15 protein-coding genes are annotated in these 17,212 nt (G+C 69.8%); 11 read left to right on the forward strand and 4 right to left on the reverse strand.

Annotated elements, in window-relative coordinates:
• Nucleotides 1-13: 13 nt before the first annotated feature.
• Genes ACIBZJ_RS05535 through ACIBZJ_RS05545 form a run of 3 tightly spaced genes read left to right on the forward strand, consistent with a single transcriptional unit; the run spans nucleotide 14 to nucleotide 3,653 of the window.
• Entirely contained in the window at nucleotides 14-1,315 is a 1,302-nt protein-coding gene (locus tag ACIBZJ_RS05535; protein WP_395925799.1) for an acyl-CoA dehydrogenase family protein, read from the forward strand.
• Nucleotides 1,312-2,568, forward strand: a complete 1,257-nt coding sequence (locus ACIBZJ_RS05540) for an acyl-CoA dehydrogenase family protein (RefSeq protein ID WP_395925801.1) — start codon at nucleotides 1,312-1,314, stop codon at nucleotides 2,566-2,568. Before ACIBZJ_RS05535 ends, ACIBZJ_RS05540 begins: the two co-directional genes overlap by 4 nt.
• Complete coding sequence (locus tag ACIBZJ_RS05545) at nucleotides 2,565-3,653, forward strand: acyl-CoA dehydrogenase family protein (protein ID WP_395925803.1); 1,089 nt, start codon at nucleotides 2,565-2,567, stop codon at nucleotides 3,651-3,653. Before ACIBZJ_RS05540 ends, ACIBZJ_RS05545 begins: the two co-directional genes overlap by 4 nt.
• Nucleotides 3,654-3,674: 21 nt before the next feature.
• On the opposite strand, the gene ACIBZJ_RS05550 is transcribed toward ACIBZJ_RS05545, so the two are convergent.
• The 3 genes from ACIBZJ_RS05550 to ACIBZJ_RS05560 form a co-directional block, all read right to left on the reverse strand.
• The gene (locus ACIBZJ_RS05550) at nucleotides 3,675-4,490 is read right to left on the reverse strand and encodes a FadR/GntR family transcriptional regulator (RefSeq protein WP_395925805.1); all 816 of its coding nucleotides are present in this window, start codon (nucleotides 4,488-4,490) and stop codon (nucleotides 3,675-3,677) included.
• 147 nt (nucleotides 4,491-4,637) lie between these two features.
• Nucleotides 4,638-5,060 (reverse strand): MaoC/PaaZ C-terminal domain-containing protein, encoded by a 423-nt coding sequence (locus ACIBZJ_RS05555; protein WP_395925807.1) that lies wholly within the window; start codon nucleotides 5,058-5,060, stop codon nucleotides 4,638-4,640.
• Complete coding sequence (locus ACIBZJ_RS05560; protein WP_395925809.1) at nucleotides 5,060-5,551, reverse strand: MaoC family dehydratase N-terminal domain-containing protein; 492 nt, start codon at nucleotides 5,549-5,551, stop codon at nucleotides 5,060-5,062. The genes ACIBZJ_RS05555 and ACIBZJ_RS05560 overlap by 1 nt, the downstream gene beginning before the upstream one ends.
• Before the next feature lie 99 nt (nucleotides 5,552-5,650).
• On the opposite strand from ACIBZJ_RS05560, the gene ACIBZJ_RS05565 reads away from it, so the two are divergent.
• Both ACIBZJ_RS05565 and ACIBZJ_RS05570 read left to right on the forward strand, forming a co-directional pair.
• Nucleotides 5,651-8,098: a CaiB/BaiF CoA transferase family protein gene (locus ACIBZJ_RS05565; RefSeq protein WP_395925811.1), complete on the forward strand. Its 2,448-nt coding sequence runs from the start codon at nucleotides 5,651-5,653 to the stop codon at nucleotides 8,096-8,098.
• 91 nt (nucleotides 8,099-8,189) lie between these two features.
• A complete protein-coding gene (locus tag ACIBZJ_RS05570) occupies nucleotides 8,190-8,408 on the forward strand; it encodes a hypothetical protein (RefSeq protein WP_395925813.1) in 219 nt (72 codons plus the stop codon).
• A gap of 51 nt (nucleotides 8,409-8,459) precedes the next feature.
• On the opposite strand, the gene ACIBZJ_RS05575 is transcribed toward ACIBZJ_RS05570, so the two are convergent.
• Nucleotides 8,460-9,344 (reverse strand): SDR family oxidoreductase, encoded by an 885-nt coding sequence (locus ACIBZJ_RS05575; protein ID WP_395925815.1) that lies wholly within the window; start codon nucleotides 9,342-9,344, stop codon nucleotides 8,460-8,462.
• A gap of 99 nt (nucleotides 9,345-9,443) precedes the next feature.
• On the opposite strand from ACIBZJ_RS05575, the gene ACIBZJ_RS05580 reads away from it, so the two are divergent.
• The 6 genes from ACIBZJ_RS05580 (at nucleotide 9,444) to ACIBZJ_RS05605 (ending at nucleotide 17,128) form a co-directional block, all read left to right on the forward strand.
• Nucleotides 9,444-9,869 (forward strand): Zn-ribbon domain-containing OB-fold protein, encoded by a 426-nt coding sequence (locus ACIBZJ_RS05580; RefSeq protein ID WP_395925817.1) that lies wholly within the window; start codon nucleotides 9,444-9,446, stop codon nucleotides 9,867-9,869.
• A complete protein-coding gene (locus ACIBZJ_RS05585) occupies nucleotides 9,869-11,041 on the forward strand; it encodes a thiolase family protein (RefSeq protein ID WP_395925819.1) in 1,173 nt (390 codons plus the stop codon). The genes ACIBZJ_RS05580 and ACIBZJ_RS05585 overlap by 1 nt, the downstream gene beginning before the upstream one ends.
• Entirely contained in the window at nucleotides 11,038-12,081 is a 1,044-nt protein-coding gene (locus tag ACIBZJ_RS05590) for an NAD(P)-dependent alcohol dehydrogenase (protein ID WP_395925821.1), read from the forward strand. The genes ACIBZJ_RS05585 and ACIBZJ_RS05590 overlap by 4 nt, the downstream gene beginning before the upstream one ends.
• Nucleotides 12,078-15,482, forward strand: coding sequence for a thioester reductase domain-containing protein (locus ACIBZJ_RS05595; RefSeq protein WP_395925823.1), 3,405 nt, complete (start codon nucleotides 12,078-12,080; stop codon nucleotides 15,480-15,482). The genes ACIBZJ_RS05590 and ACIBZJ_RS05595 overlap by 4 nt, the downstream gene beginning before the upstream one ends.
• Nucleotides 15,482-16,375, forward strand: a complete 894-nt coding sequence (locus tag ACIBZJ_RS05600; RefSeq protein WP_395925825.1) for an enoyl-CoA hydratase — start codon at nucleotides 15,482-15,484, stop codon at nucleotides 16,373-16,375. The genes ACIBZJ_RS05595 and ACIBZJ_RS05600 overlap by 1 nt, the downstream gene beginning before the upstream one ends.
• A 129-nt stretch (nucleotides 16,376-16,504) precedes the next feature.
• Nucleotides 16,505-17,128 (forward strand): TetR/AcrR family transcriptional regulator, encoded by a 624-nt coding sequence (locus ACIBZJ_RS05605; protein ID WP_395925827.1) that lies wholly within the window; start codon nucleotides 16,505-16,507, stop codon nucleotides 17,126-17,128.
• Nucleotides 17,129-17,212 lie beyond the last annotated feature (84 nt).

Here is a 17,212-nt window from a genome sequence, read left to right on the forward strand (position 1 = left end):
CGAGGAAACGACCATGTGGGAGTTCAGCACCGAGCCCGAGTTCGAGAAGCAGCTGGCGTGGATGCGCGACTTCGTCACCGCGGAGGTGGCGCCGCTCGAACTGCTCTGGCCGCACCACCACCACAAGGTGCCGCCGCCCTGGCTGCGTGCGGTCATCGACCCGCTCAAGGACGAGGTGCGCACGCGTGGGCTCTGGGCCTGCCACCTCGGACCCGAGCTCGGCGGGCAGGGATTCGGCCAGGTCAAGCTCAGCCTGATGAACGAGATTCTCGCGCCGTACCAGTGGGGTCCGACGATCTTCGGCGTGCAGGGACCCGACACCGGCAACGCGGAGATCCTCGCCCACTACGGCACCCCCGGCCAGAAGCAGCGCTACCTGGTACCGCTACTGAACGGCGAGATCTTCTCCGCGTTCTCGATGACCGAACCCCAGGGCGGCGCGGATCCCACCGGCTTCCGGTGCGCGGCTCGGCCGGACGGCGACGGCTGGGTCATCGAAGGCGAGAAGTTCTTCACGTCGAACTCCGAGGAAGCCGCGCTGCTCGTCGTCATGGCGGTGACCGAACCGGAGGCCGCACCGCACCGCCGGATGTCGATGTTCCTCGTGCCACGGGAGACACCCGGCATCCGGACCGTCCGGCGCACTCGGTACATGAACGAACCCGACGACGCCATGGATCACGCGCTTCTCCGTTACGACAACGTCCGCGTCGCGGCGGAAGGTCTGCTCGGTGCACCCGGTCAGGGCTTCGAGATCGCGCAGACGCGACTCTCCGGAGGCCGCATCCACCACGCGATGCGCGCGGTGGGCCAGGCGCAGTACGCCTTCGACATGGCGTGCGAACGCGTACTGAGCCGCACGACGCGCGGCCGGGCGCTCGCCGACCAGCAGCTCGTCCAGCAGGCGATCGCCGAGAGCTACGCGCAGATCGAGCAGTTCCGGCTGTTCGTGCTGCGCACCGCCTGGCGCATCGATCAAGGCGATGGGTATGGCACCGAGATCCGGCGTGACATCGCGGTGGCCAAGGTGCTGTCCGCGCAAGTCGTCGCCGACGTGGTGAAGCGCGCGATGCACCTGCACGGAGCGCTGGGGCTGTCCGACGAGATGCCGTTCGGTCACCTCTGGTCGCAAGCCCCCGGCTACGGCATCTGGGACGGCCCCACCGAAGTGCACCTGGCGTCCGCGTCCCGGCTGATCCTGCGCGGCGCCCAGCCGGCCGAGGGCGATTACCCCACGCAGTGGCTACCGCCGCGCATCGAGGCGGCAAGGGCCAAGTACGCCGAAGCACTTCGAGCTGAAGCAGAGGTCCGATGATGATGGACGATTTCGTGGCCTCGGCCCGCGCGTTCCTGGATGGAGCCGCGGAGCGACGGCACGACTCGGCGCGCGCATGGGGCAGCGGCTCCGACCGCGTGACGTACTTCAGCGACGACGTACCCGACGTCGCCGCGGAGAAGGTCCAGGCGGGGCGGGCGTGGCAGCGGCGCCGCTGGGAGGCGGGCTTCGGCTGGATCACCGGGCCCGCGGAGTACGGCGGTGCCGGGCTGACCACCCTTCACCAACTCGCCTACGACACCGTCGAGGCCGAGTACGACGTCCCCGACACCGGTGTGCTGTCGGTGATCGGGCTGGGCATGATCGGCCCGACGATCCTGACGCACGGCACGCCGGCGATCCGCGACCGCTACCTCGCCGCGATGTACCGGGGCGAGGTCATCGCCTGTCAGCTGTTCAGTGAGCCGGGGGCCGGCTCCGACCTGGCGGGTGTCGAGACGCGCGCGGTGCGCGACGGCGACTCGTGGCGGCTCGACGGCCAGAAGGTGTGGACGTCGGTCGCCCAGCACGCGGACATCGGCATGGCGCTCTGCCGGACCGATCCCGACCAGCCCAAGCACCGGGGCATCACGGCGTTCCTCCTCGACCTGCGCGCCCCCGGCGTAGAGGTACGGCCGCTGCGCCAGATGAGTGGCGGCGCGGAGTTCAACGAGGTGTTCCTCACCGACGTCGTGGTTTCCGACGACCATCGGCTCGGCGACGTCGGCAACGGCTGGCGGGTCGCGCTGACCACCCTGATGAACGAGCGCGCGACCGTCGGCGGCGGACAGTCCCCCGTGGCCGGTGCGCTGTCGCTCCCCTACCTGGTCGGACTCCTGAAGTCCCAGGGCCGCGACCAGGACCCCGCCGCACGCCGCGCGCTCGCCGAGTTCTACGCCACCTACGCCGCTACCGGGTACCTGAACCGCCAGGCCCGGCGGCGCCTGGAGTCCGGTGAGCACCCCGGGCCGGAAGCGTCGGTGTCGAAGCTCATGTACGCCCGCAACCTGACTCGAGGAGCCCACCTCGCCGCGGAGATCGCCGGCCCCAAGCTGGTGGCCGACACCGGCGAGTGGGGCACGTTCGCGTGGACCGAGCTGCTGCTCTCGGTACCCGCGCTGCGCATCCTCGGCGGCACGGAGGAGATCATGATGAACATTCTCGCCGAGCGGGTCCTCGGGCTGCCCAAGGAGCCGGGCGTCGACCCGAACACCCCGTTCCGCGAGCTCAAGCGGGCCGGTGGTGCGGCATGAGCGACGAACTCGAGGCTCTCCGCGAGAGCCTGCGCGACTTCCTGGCGACCAAATCCGACGCTCGACGCGTCGTCGACGGCGACGCGGCGTACGACCGAGCCATCTGGAGGCAGATGGCCGAACAGCTCGGGCTGCAGTCGCTGGTGCTGCCCGGCGACTACGGCGGCGACGGGTACGGCTTCGCCGAACTGCGCGTCGTGATGGAGGAGATGGGCCGGGCGCTGCTGCCCAGCGCGTTCCTGTCCTCCGTGGTGATGGGAGCGTCCGCGCTCGTGGCGTCGGGGGACGCCACCGCGCAGTCGCTGCACCTGCCCGCGCTCGCCGCGGGCGACACCACCGCCACGTTTGCCGTCGCCGAGGGTGCCGGGTCGTGGGATCTCGACGAGATCGGTACCCGGGCTGACCGCGAGGGCGACCACTGGACGCTGACCGGCGAGAAGTCGCTGGTCGTCGACGGAGCCACCGCGGAGTTGGTGCTGGTGGTCGCCCGCACGGGGGCCGGACCCAGCCTCTTCGCAGTCACCGGCGACGCCGAGGGGCTGACCCGCGCGCCACTGCGCGCACTGGACCCCACCCGCAAGATCGCCCGGTTGACGTTCGCCGGTACTCCCGCCGTGCTGGTGGGCACCGATGGCGGCGCCGGACCGGTCGTCGAGCGGGTTCTGCGCCTGACCGAGGCGGCACTGGCCGCCGAACAGGTGGGCGGAGCGCGGGCGTGCCTGGAGGCCAGCGCGGTCTACGCGCGGGAACGGCGTCAGTTCGGCCGGGCCATCGGATCGTTCCAGGCCGTCAAGCACAAGTGCGCCGAGATGCTCTCCCGGGTCGAGCTGGCCCAGGCGGCCGCGACGGAGGCCGCGGACGCAGTGGACAGTGGGGACGCGGCGGCGGCCACCGCAGTGGCCCACGCTGTGTGTTCAGAAGCCTTCATGTTCGTGGCGGCCGAGAACATCCAGGTGCACGGCGGCATCGGCTTCACCTGGGAGCACCCGGCCCACCTGTACTACCGGCGCGCCAAATCGTCACAGCTGCTGCTGGGTGGACCTGCGGTCTACTACGAACGCATGCTGCGACGGCTGGGCGTGTGACCGGCGGGCGCCACCCCTGAATCAGGGGTGGCGCTGGCCGCGCGCCGGCATTTCCATGCCGCTGCTCATGAGGTCGAGCACGGTCTCGCCGTCGCGCGGCATCATGAACTCGCGGGATTCGGTGAGGTGCTTGCGCCACAGCTCCTCGGCGCCCGACGGCATTCCCGATTCGATCAGGTCGACGACGCGGTGATGCGCCTTCAACCCGAGGCTCAAGCCGAGGTCGTCGCGCGGGGCGCCGAGGTGCTCCTCGACCCACTCCCAGTTCGCCAGTTCGATGATGTGCTGGACCATGCCGGTGAGCACACCGAGGGTCTGGTTACCGGCGAGCTCGATGAGCAGGGCGTGGAATGCGGTGTGGGAGCGGATGGCCGCGCGCGGGTCGTCGGCGAGTGCGTCGTGCTCGTCCAGCATCGCGCGCAGGCGGGCGACGTCGTCGTCGGTGCGCCGCTGCGCGAGCAGCCCGGCCACCGGCGGCTCGAGGAGCATGCGCGCCTCGTAGACGTCGTCGAGGGTCGTGCCGCGGTGTTCCAGGATGAGCCCGGCGTAGCGCGCCGCGACGTCGAGCTTGGGCATCAGCACACGCGCACCACCACGCGGGCCGCGACGCACCGTGATGAGCGACTCGGACTCCAGGATGCGGTAGGCCTCACGCAGCGTCGGCCGCGACACGTTGAACAGGGTCAGCAGTTCGGCCTCGGAGGGCAGCGCGTCGCCTTCCTTGAGGTCACCGCGCACGATCTGGCGGCGCAGTCGACCGGCGATCAACTCCGCGGCCTTCGGCAGCCGCATCGGACTCAGCAGATCAGAGACACCGGACTGCACGGCCTCGGCCACGACGTTTCCTCCACGCCCGCGCGAGCGGACCCCTATGAACAGTGACCTGATTATGCTACACGCGGGCCCCGGTGGGAGACTCCGGACTCCTCAACCCCGATCAAATCGCACAAGAGGTGCGAACCTCTAGCGGTTGGTCCCCGACCGTCAGGGGTCGAGGCGCGCCGTCGCGGTACCGCTCAAAACCACGTCACCGCGGTGACTACGCGTGACCACCTCGAGGTCGACGATCGGGTCCCCCGCGACCTCCGTCAGTCCGGTCACGGTGACCGTGGTGGTCAGCGTGTCACCGGGCCACACCTGACCCTTGAACCGAACGCCGAACGTCTTCAGACGTTCGTCACCCACCCAGTCGGTCAATGCCTTGCCGGTCAACGCCATCGTGAGCATTCCGTGCGCGAACACACCAGGGAACCCGGCCGCCTTCGTGGCGAACACCTCGTCACTGTGCAGCGGGTTGTAGTCGCCGGAAGCACCCGCGTACATCACCACCTGCGTCCGGGTGAGGTCGTCGACGACCACCACCTCGCGCGATGCTCCGACCTCGATGTCTTGGCTACGGAGTGGCATCAGGCAACGGCCTCGCCCGGGGCGCGCCCGGTGACCACGCCGACCATCCGCGCGGTGACGACCAGGTCTCCGTCCTGGTTGCGGTAGTCCACGATCGTCTCGGAGAAGCGGAGGGATCCGCCCCGCCTGCCCTCCTTCGTCCAGCTCTCACCCTCGCGGCTCTCCGCGCTCAGCACGTCGCCGGGACGGAGCGGACGGTGGTAGGTGAAGTGCTGCTCGGCGTGCAGGCCCGTCCCCTCACCCTCCGCACCGGCGCTCGGCGTACCGGTGGGCTCCCGGCCGGATCCCATCCACGGCCGCCCGGGCTGCGGGCGCAACGGGTAGTCGGGGTCGAACTGCGCACCGGCCATGACGAACGTCGGCGGCGCGGTGACGGTGCCCAGCGCCGTCTCCCCCGCTGTTTCCTCGTAGTACGCCGGGTTGGTATCCCCGATCGCCTGGGCGAACATCCGGATGTGCCCGGCTTCGACCGGAAAACGAGCCACTGACATGCTTCACTCCCTCGTTCTAATTAGTTAAATTGTTTATTGCTTCTATCTCAATGCCATGGTTCCATTCTGTGACTTGGCTAACACTGGACAGGGAGCGACATGACGCAATCGATCCTCGACGGGCTCACGGTCCTCGAGTTCGGTGCCGGCAGCACGCCTGCCGCACTGGCCGGCGTGATCCTCGCCGACAGCGGCGCGCGCGTGATCAAGGTCGAGCCGCCCGAGGGCGACCGCATGCGCACCGCGGCTCCGTCCGGTCACCTCTTCTACAACCGGGGCAAGGAGAGCCTGGTCGCCGATCTGCGCACCGCGGAGGGCCAGGAGCAGGCCCGCGCCCTGACAGCAGCCGCCGACGTCGTGATCTCGGGGTTCGCGCCCGGCACCGCCGAACGCTTCGGCATCGGCTACGACGAGCTCCGGCAGCTCAACCCGCTGCTGGTCCACTGCGCGATCAACGGGTTCGGCTCGGAGGGACCGTACGCCAAGATCAAGGCCTACGAGCAGGTCGTGCAAGCCAAGGCCGGCATCTTCACCCTCGGGTACGGCGGCTTCTACGGCTACCGTCCCGGCCCCATTTACTGCAACTCGTCGTTCGCCAGCAATGGCGCCGGTCACCTCGCGGCGTCGGGAATCCTCGCGGCGCTCCTCGTCCGCGAGCAGACCGGGCACGGGCAGTCGCTGGAGGTGCCGCTCTACAACGGCATCTCGCCCTCGGACTACTACGGCACGATGACCTGGCTCTGGGACAACGGCAAGGTGACGTTACCGTCCACCCCACGGGCGGACGGTGACGAGCCGACGCGCTCCGCCCCCTCCGTGGTCGCGAGCCGGTTCTCCTACATGCCGTGCACCAAGGACGGCCGGTTCGTGTACTTCACCGCGATGCTCCCGCACCAGACGCGTGCGGTGTGTCGCGCGCTGGGCATCGAGAAGATTCTCGACGAGGAGCGGTTCGCGAAGGCCCCGCTGTTCGGATCGGCCGAGGACGCCGAGGCCTACGAGGACGCGATCTGGCAGGTGTTCCGCACCAAGACGTACGCCGAGTGGGACGAGCTCCTGCGGAACGAGCTCGACGTCGCCTACGAGCTGACCCGCACCAGCGAAGAAGGCTTGGACCACCCCCAGGTCCGGCACAACCGCGAGGTGCTGACGCTTCAGGACCCCACCGTCGGGCCGGTCGAGCAAGTGGGGCCGATCGCTCACTTCGACGTCACCCCCGTCGCGGTCACCCGGTCCGCACCCGCGCTGGGTGAACACAACGGGCCGCTGAACGGCCCGTCACCGGTCACGCCGAGCGGTGGCAGCCCGGAGTATCCGCTGGCCGGCTTCACCGTCGTCGAGTTCGGCTACTTCTTCGCGATGCCGTTCGCCACCCAGACCCTCGCCGCGCTCGGAGCCCGCGTCATCAAGATCGAGGACCAGCGCGGCGACCCGATGCGCTCGGCGTTCGGCGCGCCCGAGACGGGCGCCGCACGGGTGATGGAGGGCAAGGAGAGCATTTCGGTCAACCTACGCACGCCGGAGGGACGGAAGGTCATTCACGACCTCGTCAGCCGTGCGGACGCATTCGTCAACGGGTTCCGGTCGGGAATCGCCGAGCGCAACGGACTGGACTACGACACACTCTCGGCGCTCAACCCGGAACTGGTCTATCTGCACGCGACCGGCTACGGCGTCGACGGTCCGTCGTCGACCCGGCCGGTTTTCGCGCAGTGCGCCATGTCCGTGGCCGGGGCCATCAACCGCCAGGCGGGCTTCTGGATGGACCCCGAACTCACCACCGGGATGAGTGTCAACGAGGCGCAGGTGGTCATCATGCCGCGCCTGCGCGCGATGGTGGACGGCGACTCGAACGCCGCTCTGGCGTGTCTCTCGGCTCTGACGCTGGCGCTCTACCACAAGCGCCGGACAGGGAAGGGTCAGTACCTGACCACGTCGATGCTCGGCAGCAACCTGTGGGCCTACGCCGACGATGCGATCCGGTACGAGGGCAAGCCGCCGCTGCCCGCGGCCGACCCCGGCCTCAACGGCATCCAGGCGTCGTACCGGCTGTACCAGGCCGCCGGCGGGGGCTGGGTGTTCCTGGCCGCGCCGAGGCAGTCGGAGTGGGAGAGGTTCGCCGCCGCGGCCGGGCGTCCCGATCTCGTCACGGACGACCGGTTCGCGACACCCGAGTCCAGGGCAGCGAACGACGAGGCACTCGTCGCGGAACTCGAGACGCTGTTCGCCGGCCGGAAGGCGGCCGAGTGGGAGGCGGCGATGGTCGAGCAGGGCGTCGCGTGCGTGGAGTGTTTTCCGGAGACCATGTCGGAATTCACCGCGACCGACCCGGTGCTCAAGGAAACGGGCCTGGTGACCGAGGTCGACCACCCGCTGTTCGGCCGGATCCTCCGGCACGGCCTGCCGGTCCGGTTCTCCGAGACCCCGGGCCGGCTCGCCGCGGGCTGCCTGTGCGGTGAGCAGACACGGTCGATCATGACCGAGCTCGGTTACCCCGCGTCGACGATCGAGGACCTGGCGAGCAAGGAAGCGGTCTTCACCCGATGACCGATGGGGCTGACATCGCGGCACTCGTGCTGCGCGTCGCCATCGGCGGCACGATCTTCGCGGCTCTGATGGCCAACCGGGATACGAGTACGTGCTGAACCTGGTCTTGGCGGCGTGTGCGATCGGTGCGCTCGGCGGAGCCGCGCTGCTGCTGGCGACGTCCTGGCGCCGCCGACGCCCCCCGGAGCCGACCGTCGCTTCCGCGGCCGCCGCAGCCACCGGCCCGGCCGAGACGGCCGCCGCGCCGACGGAGACAGCGGCGGCGACCGCCCCGGCTGGTGCGGCTCAGCCGACCGAGACCTCCGGCTGACGCTACGCCGAGGGCCCGGCCGCGGAGTGCGGCCGGGCCCTCGGCGTGCGGTCAGTACGGGCGGCGCAGGTCGAACGGAAAAGTCGCGAAGTGAGCCGCTTCCTTCTCCAGCTCGCCCACCGTCCAGCGGGACTTCTTGTCGATCGAGTCGACGATCGCCCACGGCTGGAACAGGTGCACGGATCCTCCGTGGACGAAGAACACCCGCCCCGCGATCGGGCAGTCCTTCATTGCGAGGTAGGCCACGAACGGGGCGATGTTTCCCGGGTCGTCGGCGTCGAACACGCCGTCCTCCACGCTGCCCATCGCGAACTCGGTCAGCCGGGTACGGGCCGCCGGGGCGATCGCGTTGGCCCGCACGCCGTACCGGCCCAGCTCCTCCTGGATGATCATCGTGAACGTCGCGATGCCGCTCTTGGCCGCACCGTAGTTGCTCTGTCCCACGTTGCCGAACAGGCCCGACGACGACGCGGTGCTGATGATCGAGGCGTCCACCGCTTCCCCCGACTTCGCCTTCTGACGCCAGTACCGTCCGGCCGCCCGGGTCGGCATGAAGTGCCCGCGCAGGTGCACGCGGATCACGGCGTCCCACTCCTCGTCGGACATGTGCACCAGCGTCCTGTCGCGCAGGATTCCGGCGTTGTTGACCAGCACGTGCAGGTCGCCGAACGTGTCCAGCGCGCTCCGGACGAGGTGGTCGGCCCCCTCCGCGTCCGACACGTCGTCGCCGTTCGCGACCGCCTCACCACCCGCCGCGCGGATCTCGTCGACGACCTGCTCGGCCGGTGAGGCGTCGCTGCCGGAGCCGTCGCTCGCGCCACCGAGGTCGTTGACGACCACCTTGGCGCCCTCGGCGGCGAACAGTAAGGCGTGCTCGCGCCCGACTCCGCGTCCGGCGCCCGTGATGATCGCGACCCGGCCGTCCAGTGCACCCATGCGACTCTCCTTCGCCTCTCGCCGATATTCAGGTAGATCATTGCGTGCATTAAGCCGGAACGCTAGCGTCGGCCGGAATACCGACGACGAGGGGACACCGTGACCAGCGACGCCGAAGTGGCTTATCGACTGCCGGATGTCGTGCTCGACGCGGACACCGTCGGTTACTACCGCGGATGGCTGGAGCGCCATCTGCTCCTCAACCGCTGCGCGGAGTGCTCCACGTGGCACCACCCACCCAAGCCGGTCTGCCCCGAGTGCTGGTCGAGCCGGGTCGAGCCGACCGAGGTCAGTGGGCAGGGCACGATCCACCTGCTGGTCTGGCTACGGCAGGGCCCGCCGGTCGACGGTGTGACCTACCCGCATCCGGTCGCGACCATCGAGCTGGACGATCAGCCGGGCCTGCGCTACACGAGCACGCTGGTGGGCGCGCGCCGGGGTAGGACCGCGATCGGCAACCGGGTCAGACTCGTCTGGATCGAACGCGCCGGCGAACCCTTCCCCGCGTTCGAGGTGGTCCGCTGATGGCCCGCAACCCGATCAAAGACCAGATCGCGATCGTCGGGGTGGCCTCCACCGGCTTCACCCGCGACGGGCAGCGTTCGCGCGACTCCCTCGTCGCGCAGGCCTGCATCGACGCGATCCGCGACGCCGGAGTGAGCAAGCACGACATCGACGGCGTCGTCGGCGGGCTTCCCAGCGCACACCGGGTCGTCTCGATGCTCGGCCTGCCCGAGGTCACGCACTACACCAGTCAGCCGCCGCCGTTCGTCTTCTCGATCGTCGACGCGATGAACGCCCTGTTCTCCGGATCGGCCGACGTCGTCCTCGCCTACCACGCGATGTTCCGCAACCCGGCGGTGTCCCGCGCCGCCGCGTCCGACCCGCTCCGGCGCAACCTCGGCTGGGGCGGGGCGCCCGCCCCGCATCCCTGGCGCTCCGACCCGGAGTCGGTCGCCGGTTCGGTGGGATACACCGCCTGGGCCAGCCGCTACCTGCACGAGTACGGGGCCCGGCGGGAACACCTCGGCTACGTGGCGATCAACGACCGGACCAATGCCGGCCGCAATCCCCTGGCCGCGATGCGCGAGCCGCTGACGATGGACGACTACCTCACCGCTCGCATGGTCCGCGACCCGCTGTGCATCCTCGACATGGACCTCCCCGTCGACGGCGCCGACGCGTTCGTGCTCACGACCGTCGAACGGGCCCGCGACCTGACCGACACCCCGGTGCTCATCCACGCCGCGACCGCCGGCACCACCGCGAAGAACGACGAGGACCAGATTCCCGGTCTGCACCACCACGGGCAGCAGGTCGTCGTCCGCGAGCTCCGGGAAAAGAGCGACCTCTGGATCCCTGACATCGACGTGTACTTCCCCTACGACGGGTTCAGCTTCATCACGCTCTCGTGGATCGAGAACCTCGGCTGGTGCGGCCCCGGCGAAGGCGGAGCCTTCGTCGAGAGCAACTGGGACAAGGACGGCAACCGCATCCTCATCGACGGGCGCATCCCCGTGAACCCGCACGGTGGCGCGCTGTCGGAGGGCGGCACGCAGGGCTCCGGACACATCCGCGAGGCCGTGGTGCAGCTGCGCGGGCAGGCGGGCGAGCGCCAGGTACCCGGCGCTCGCACCGCGTTCCTCACGCCGGGGGGCTTCTTCTTCAACGCGCAGGGGCTGGTGCTCCGCACATGATCCGCGCGCACGGCTACGCCGCGCACGAGCCCGGCGGAGCGCTCGTGCCGTTCGCGTTCACCCGCCGCGATCCCGGCCCCGGCGACGTCGTCCTCCGCATCACCCACTGCGGGATCTGCCACTCCGACGAGCGCGCGGTGAGCGGGTGGATGCCCAGCGCGTTCCCGCTCGTCCCGGGCCACGAGATCATCGGCGAGGTCACGGCCGTCGGCGCGGACGTCAGACGGTTCCGCGGCGGCGACCGGGCCGGCGTCGGCTGCCTGGTCGACTCCTGTCGTGCCTGCCCGGCCTGCGACGCGGGTGACGAGCACGCCTGCCACCAGCGAGCGACCCCGACCTACGGCGGTCGCGACCGGATCACCGGTGAGCCGACCCAGGGCGGATACGCCGATGTCCTCGTCGTCGACGAGCGGTACGCACTGCGTGTTCCCAGCGCACTGGACCCGGCGGGTGCTGCACCACTGCTGTGCGCGGGCATCACCACCTACTCGCCGCTGCGCCACTGGGGCGTCGGACCGGGACACGTCGTCGGCGTGGCCGGGTTGGGTGGGCTCGGCCACCTGGGGGTGAAATTCGCCAAAGCCTTCGGCGCCGAGGTGGTCGTTCTCACCACGTCCGCCGGCAAGGCCGCGGCCGCGATCGAACTCGGCGCGGACCGGGTCGTCGTGTCGACGTCCCGGGAGCAGATGCGCGCGGCGGCCGGGAGCCTCGACTTCCTGCTGGACACGGTTTCGGCCCCGCACGACGTCAATGCCTATCTCTCGACGCTTCGCCGCGACGGCACGCTCTGTCTGCTGGGCATTCCGGCCGAGCCGTTCGGCATCACCGCGCTTCGACTCATCGGTGGCCGGCGGAGCCTCACGGGCTCCGCGATCGGCGGCATCCGCGAGACCCAGGAAATGCTCGGCTTCTGCGCCGAACACGGCATCTCGACCGACGTCGAACTGATCCGGCCCGACCGGATCGGCGAGGCCTTCGACCGCATGCTTCACAGCGACGTCCGCTACCGGTTCGTACTCGACCTCGGGAGCCCGAATTGAGCCCGTTCTACGCGCGCCGCGTGCAGGAGCTCGCCCGCGACGACCGGCAGCTGCAGGCCCTCGCGCCCGACGCGGCGGTGCTCGCCGACCTCAACGCCCCGGATCAGTCCCTCGAACGCATCGTGACCACGTTGCTCGACGGTTACGCGGAGCGGCCCGCGCTGGGCGAGCGCAGCTACGAGGTCGTGCACGGGGCCCGTCGCTACCTACCCGAGTTCGACACGCTGACCTACGCGGAGCTCGGAACCCGGGTGCGCAGCCTGGCCGGTGCGTGGCAGCACGATCCCGACCATCGCCTGGGCCCGGGTGAGTTCGTCTGCGTGCTGGGGTTCGGCGGCGTCGACTTCACCGTCGTCGACCTGGCCACGGTCTACGCACAGGCCGTCGGGGTACCGCTGCAGCCCACGCTCGCGGGGGTCGATCTCACGAAGATCATGACCGACACCGCACCCGCCGTGGTCGCCGCCGGCATCGACGCCCTACCGCTCGCCGCCCAGCTCGCCGGCGGCCAGCCCTCGGTGCGCAGTCTCCTCGTCCTGGGTTACGAGGAGCGTGTCGACGACGACCGCAAGCTGTTCGCCGCGGCCGAGGAGGAGCTGGCGCGCAGCGGATCGCGGGCCACGCTCGTCCGGCTCGACGGCCTGGTCGCTCGGCGGCATCCCTGGGCACCGCTGTCGCCCTCACCGGAGGGCGACGACCGGATGGCGCTGCTCATCCATTCGTCCGGATCGACGGGCACGCCCAAGGGCGTCATCATGGACGACCGGTACGCACGGACGCAGTTCACCGCGTCGGTGCCGGTGCCGCTGCCCGTCGTCCGGCTGATCTTCGCCCCGCTCAACCACCTGATGGGACGAGGCGCCCTGTACACCACCCTCGCCCGGGGTGGCACCGCCTACTTCACGGCACGACCGGACATGTCGACGTTGTTCGAGGACTTCCGCCTGGTACGCCCGACCGAAGTGGCGATGTTCCCGCGCGTCTTCGAAATGATCCATCAGCACTACCTCACCGAGACCGCTCGACGACCCGACGCCGACGTCCGCGAGGAGATGCGCGAAACCCTGCTCGGTGACCGAATCGCGTTCATCCTGTCCGGCTCCGCGCCGACGACGCCGGAGATCCGCGATTTCATCCGCGAGACGTTCCCCGTCACCTTCGCCGATGCGTACAGCACCACGGAGGCCGGTCCGGCCGTCTTGATCCGCGACCGCATCAACTGGGACGCGGTGATCGACTACAAGCTGGTTGATGTTCCTGAGCTGGGCTATCACACCAGCGACGAGCCCTACCCCCGCGGTGAGCTGTGCGTGAAGGCACGCATCCGCACGCCCGGCTACTTCAAGAACCCCGAAGCCACGGCCCGCCTGTTCGACGCGGACGGCTTCGTGCGGACCGGCGACATCATGGAGCAGCGCGGCCCGGACCAGCTGACCTATCTCGACCGGCGCAACGATGTCCTCAAGTTGGCGCAGGGCGAGTTCGTCACGCTCGGCGCACTCGGGGCCACATTCGAGACACTCAGCGACGTCATCTCCCAGATCCATCTCTACGGCAACTCGGCGCGGGCGTTCCTGCTGGCCGTCGTCGTGCCGGAGCCCGGCGCGGTGGCCGAGCGCCTCGGTGCGGATCCGACCGGGGCACAGCTACGCGCACTGATCCGCGGCGAGCTGACGAACGTCGCGGCCGAGGCGAACCTGCGCTCGTTCGAGGTGCCCCGCGACTTCCTGATCGAGCCGGAGCCGTTCAGCCATGCGAACGGACTGCTGTCCAGCGTGCACAAGCGCATGCGCCCCCGATTCGACGAACGTTACGGGGCCCGGCTGGAACGGCTCTACGAGGAGATCGCGCGAGCGCAGGACGCGGACCTGCGGGCCCTGGGCGACCCGTCGTCGGCGATGACCCCGTTGGAGCGGATAGGCAAGGCGCTGGAGGCATCACTCGGCCTCGAGCACGTCGATCCGGAAGAGCCGCTGAACTTCACCGATCTCGGTGGCGACTCCCTCGCTGCGGTGGGCTTCTCCCAGCTGCTCGGGGGCATCTTCGGCGTCGACGTGCCGGTGAGCGCGATCCTGAGTCCGGCCGGCAGTCCGGCGCGCTGGGCCCAGCTGGTCGAACAAACCTCGGGCGCAGGCCCCACGTTCGCCTCGATCCATGGTGAAGGCGCGACGACCCTGCGCGCCGCGGACCTCGACATCGACAGGTTCCTGAGTGGCGCGGCCGTCGCCGCCGAGCTCCCGTCCACCGAAACCCGAACGGTCCTGCTGACCGGCGCCACCGGCTTCCTCGGACGGCACCTGTGCCTGGAATGGCTCGAGCGGCTGGACGCCCGCGGAGGAAAACTGGTGTGCCTGGTGCGGGCCGTGGACCCAAGCACCGCCCGCACGCGGCTCGACGCCGCCTTCGACGGAGATCCGGAGCTGGCGCGACGGTTCCGCTCGCTCGCGGCAGGCCGCCTGGAGGTTCTCGTCGGCGACGTGGATGCGCCACGGCTCGGTCTGGACGAGCAGACCTACTCACGGCTCGCCCTCGACGTCGATCGCATCGTGCACCCGGCGGCACTGGTCAATCACGTGCTCGGGTACGGGGATCTGTTCGGCCCGAACGTCGCGGGAACGGCGCGTCTCGTCGAACTGGCTCTCGCCGGGCGTCGCAAGCACTTCGATTTTGTCTCGTCGATGGCCGTGACCGCGTTACTGGACGGCCGACCCGACGAGGACACGCCGCTGCGCGCCGAAGTAGAGCTCACCGAGCGGTACACCGCCGGATACGCGGCCAGCAAGTGGGGCGCCGAGCAGCTGCTCCTGAGCGCCCACGCCCGTTATGCGCTACCGGTGAGCATCTTCCGCGGCGACATGATCCTGCCGCACCGCGTCCACCGGAAGCAGGTGAACGTTCCGGACGTGTTCGTGCGGCTGCTGACCAGCCTCATCGCCACCGGCATCGCCCCCTCCTCGTTCTACCGGCCCGGCTCGGGCCCGGCCCACTACGACGGCCTGCCGGTGGACTTCGTCGCGGCGTCGATCGTCGAGGTCGGCCGCCTCCCCCGGGAGGGCGCGGAGACGTTCCACGTCGTGAACTCCCACTGGGACGACGGCATCTCGCTGGACACGATCGCCGACTGGATCGACGCGGCGGGCTACCCACTGCGACGCGTCGCGCCGTACGGAGAGTGGCTGCGCCGGTTCGAAGACGCGTTGCGCCATCTGCCCGAGGACCAGCGCAGTCGCTCGTCGCTGGCGGTCATCGACTCGCTGCGCACGCCGGCGCGGGCCGGCGTCACCGCCGGTAGCGCCCGGTTCGACGCGTCCGCCGGTCCGATACCGCACCTCACGCAAGAACTGCTGACGTCCTGGCTGGCGGATCTCCACCAGCTGGGTCTCGTACCGGAGGCACAGTGATGGACAGTTACCGCTGGTTGCTCTACGACACCGAAGACGACGGCACGATCGCGGTCATCACGCTCAATCGGCCCGAGCACCGCAATCCGCAGAACCGTGGCCTGCTGGTGGAGCTGGACGACGCGTTCGGCCGGGCGGAGGCCGACGACGACGTCCGGGTGGTGATCCTGCGCGGAGCCGGCGCCGCGTTCTCGGCCGGGCACGACATGGGCCGCGTCTCGGCCGCCGAGCGGGCCCCGGGACCGGGCCAGCACCCGACCTACCGGGAGAACGGTGGCACCAAAGGCGGCGTCGAAGGCTGGTGGCGTCAGGAGTGGCACTACTTCTTCGACAACACCCGGCGTTGGCGCGACCTGCGCAAGATCACGATCGCGTCGGTCCAGGGGCCGGTCTACTCCGCCGGTCTGATGCTCATGTGGGCGTGCGACCTGATCGTGGCGGACGAGACCGCGGTGTTCGCCGACGTAGTGGGAACCCGGCTGGGCATGTGCGGCGTGGAGTACTTCGCGCACCCGTGGGAGTTCGGCCCCCGGAAGGCGAAGGAGCTGCTTCTGACCGGTGACTCGCTCTCCGTCGACGAGGCGCACCGGCTCGGGATGGTCAGCAAGGTCTTCCCGGCTGGGCGTCTGGAGTCGGACACGATCGAGTTCGCCCGGCGCATCGCCGAGCGGCCCACGGCGGCGGCGCTGATGATCAAGGAGTCGGTCAACCAGACCCAGGACAACCAGGGCTTCTACAACGCCCTGCAGGCGGCGTTCACGCTGCACGAGCTGAACCACGCGCACTGGGCCGTGATGTCGAAGGGCGAGAGTCTGATCCAGACGCCGGAGCTGGGCGGACCCGGCTGGCAGCAGGCCCGCCCGGTGCAGCCGCTCGACCCGCACCACCCCTGAGTCCTCCGTTCACCACGCGCGACTCCACGGCCCGGGTCATGGCCAGGTCGATGCGTCCCGCTCGGTCCAGGTCGCTGCGGCCGCGATGCTGATCACTCTCCGCCCGGCCCGCCAAGCACAATGACGGGCATGGCTACTTCCACCAACCGCACGCGGCGCCGGCCCGAGGAGGTCCGCTCGCTACTGCTGGGCGCAGCTCGCGAGCTGTTCACCGAGGTGGAGTACGACCGCGTCAGTACCCGCGCCATCGCGGAGCGGGCCCAGGTCACCCACGCCACGCTGTTCCGGCATTTCACCAGCAAGGAAGACCTCTTCGTCGCCGCGGTGTTCAATCCGTTCCGCGAGTTCATCCGCGACTACGTGCGCCGCTGGACCGACGGCGGCCACGGGCGGAACTCGTCGATCGACGACACGCGGGTGTTCGTCGAGGGTCTCTACGCTCTCTGCCACGACAACCGGCGCATGCTCGCCACCATGATCGGCCCCATCTCCGGCGGGCCGTCGCGTAACGTCGCCGGGCTGCTGGAAGAGTTGTTCGCCGAGCTGCAGGCGGAGGTGACCGATGAGGTCACGGCGACCGGTAGCCGGACCATCGAGGTGAGCTACGCGGTCCGCTTCAGCTTCGCCCTGATCTTCGGCATGGCCGTCCTCGACGACGCGCTCTACGCCGACCCGGCTTCCCGCCCGGACCAGCCCGTCCTCGCCCAGGAGCTCGCCGGCTACATCGTTCGCGGCTCGTCCCTGCGCGACTGACCGTCACACGCGCTCGCGGTGCGACCAAGATAGCGGCGGTATCTTGACACACCGCTCCTGGCACGCCATCGTTGCGCCGTAGCG

This window comes from Cryptosporangium sp. NPDC051539, from assembly GCF_044454545.1.
Lineage (GTDB): Bacteria > Actinomycetota > Actinomycetes > Mycobacteriales > Cryptosporangiaceae > Cryptosporangium.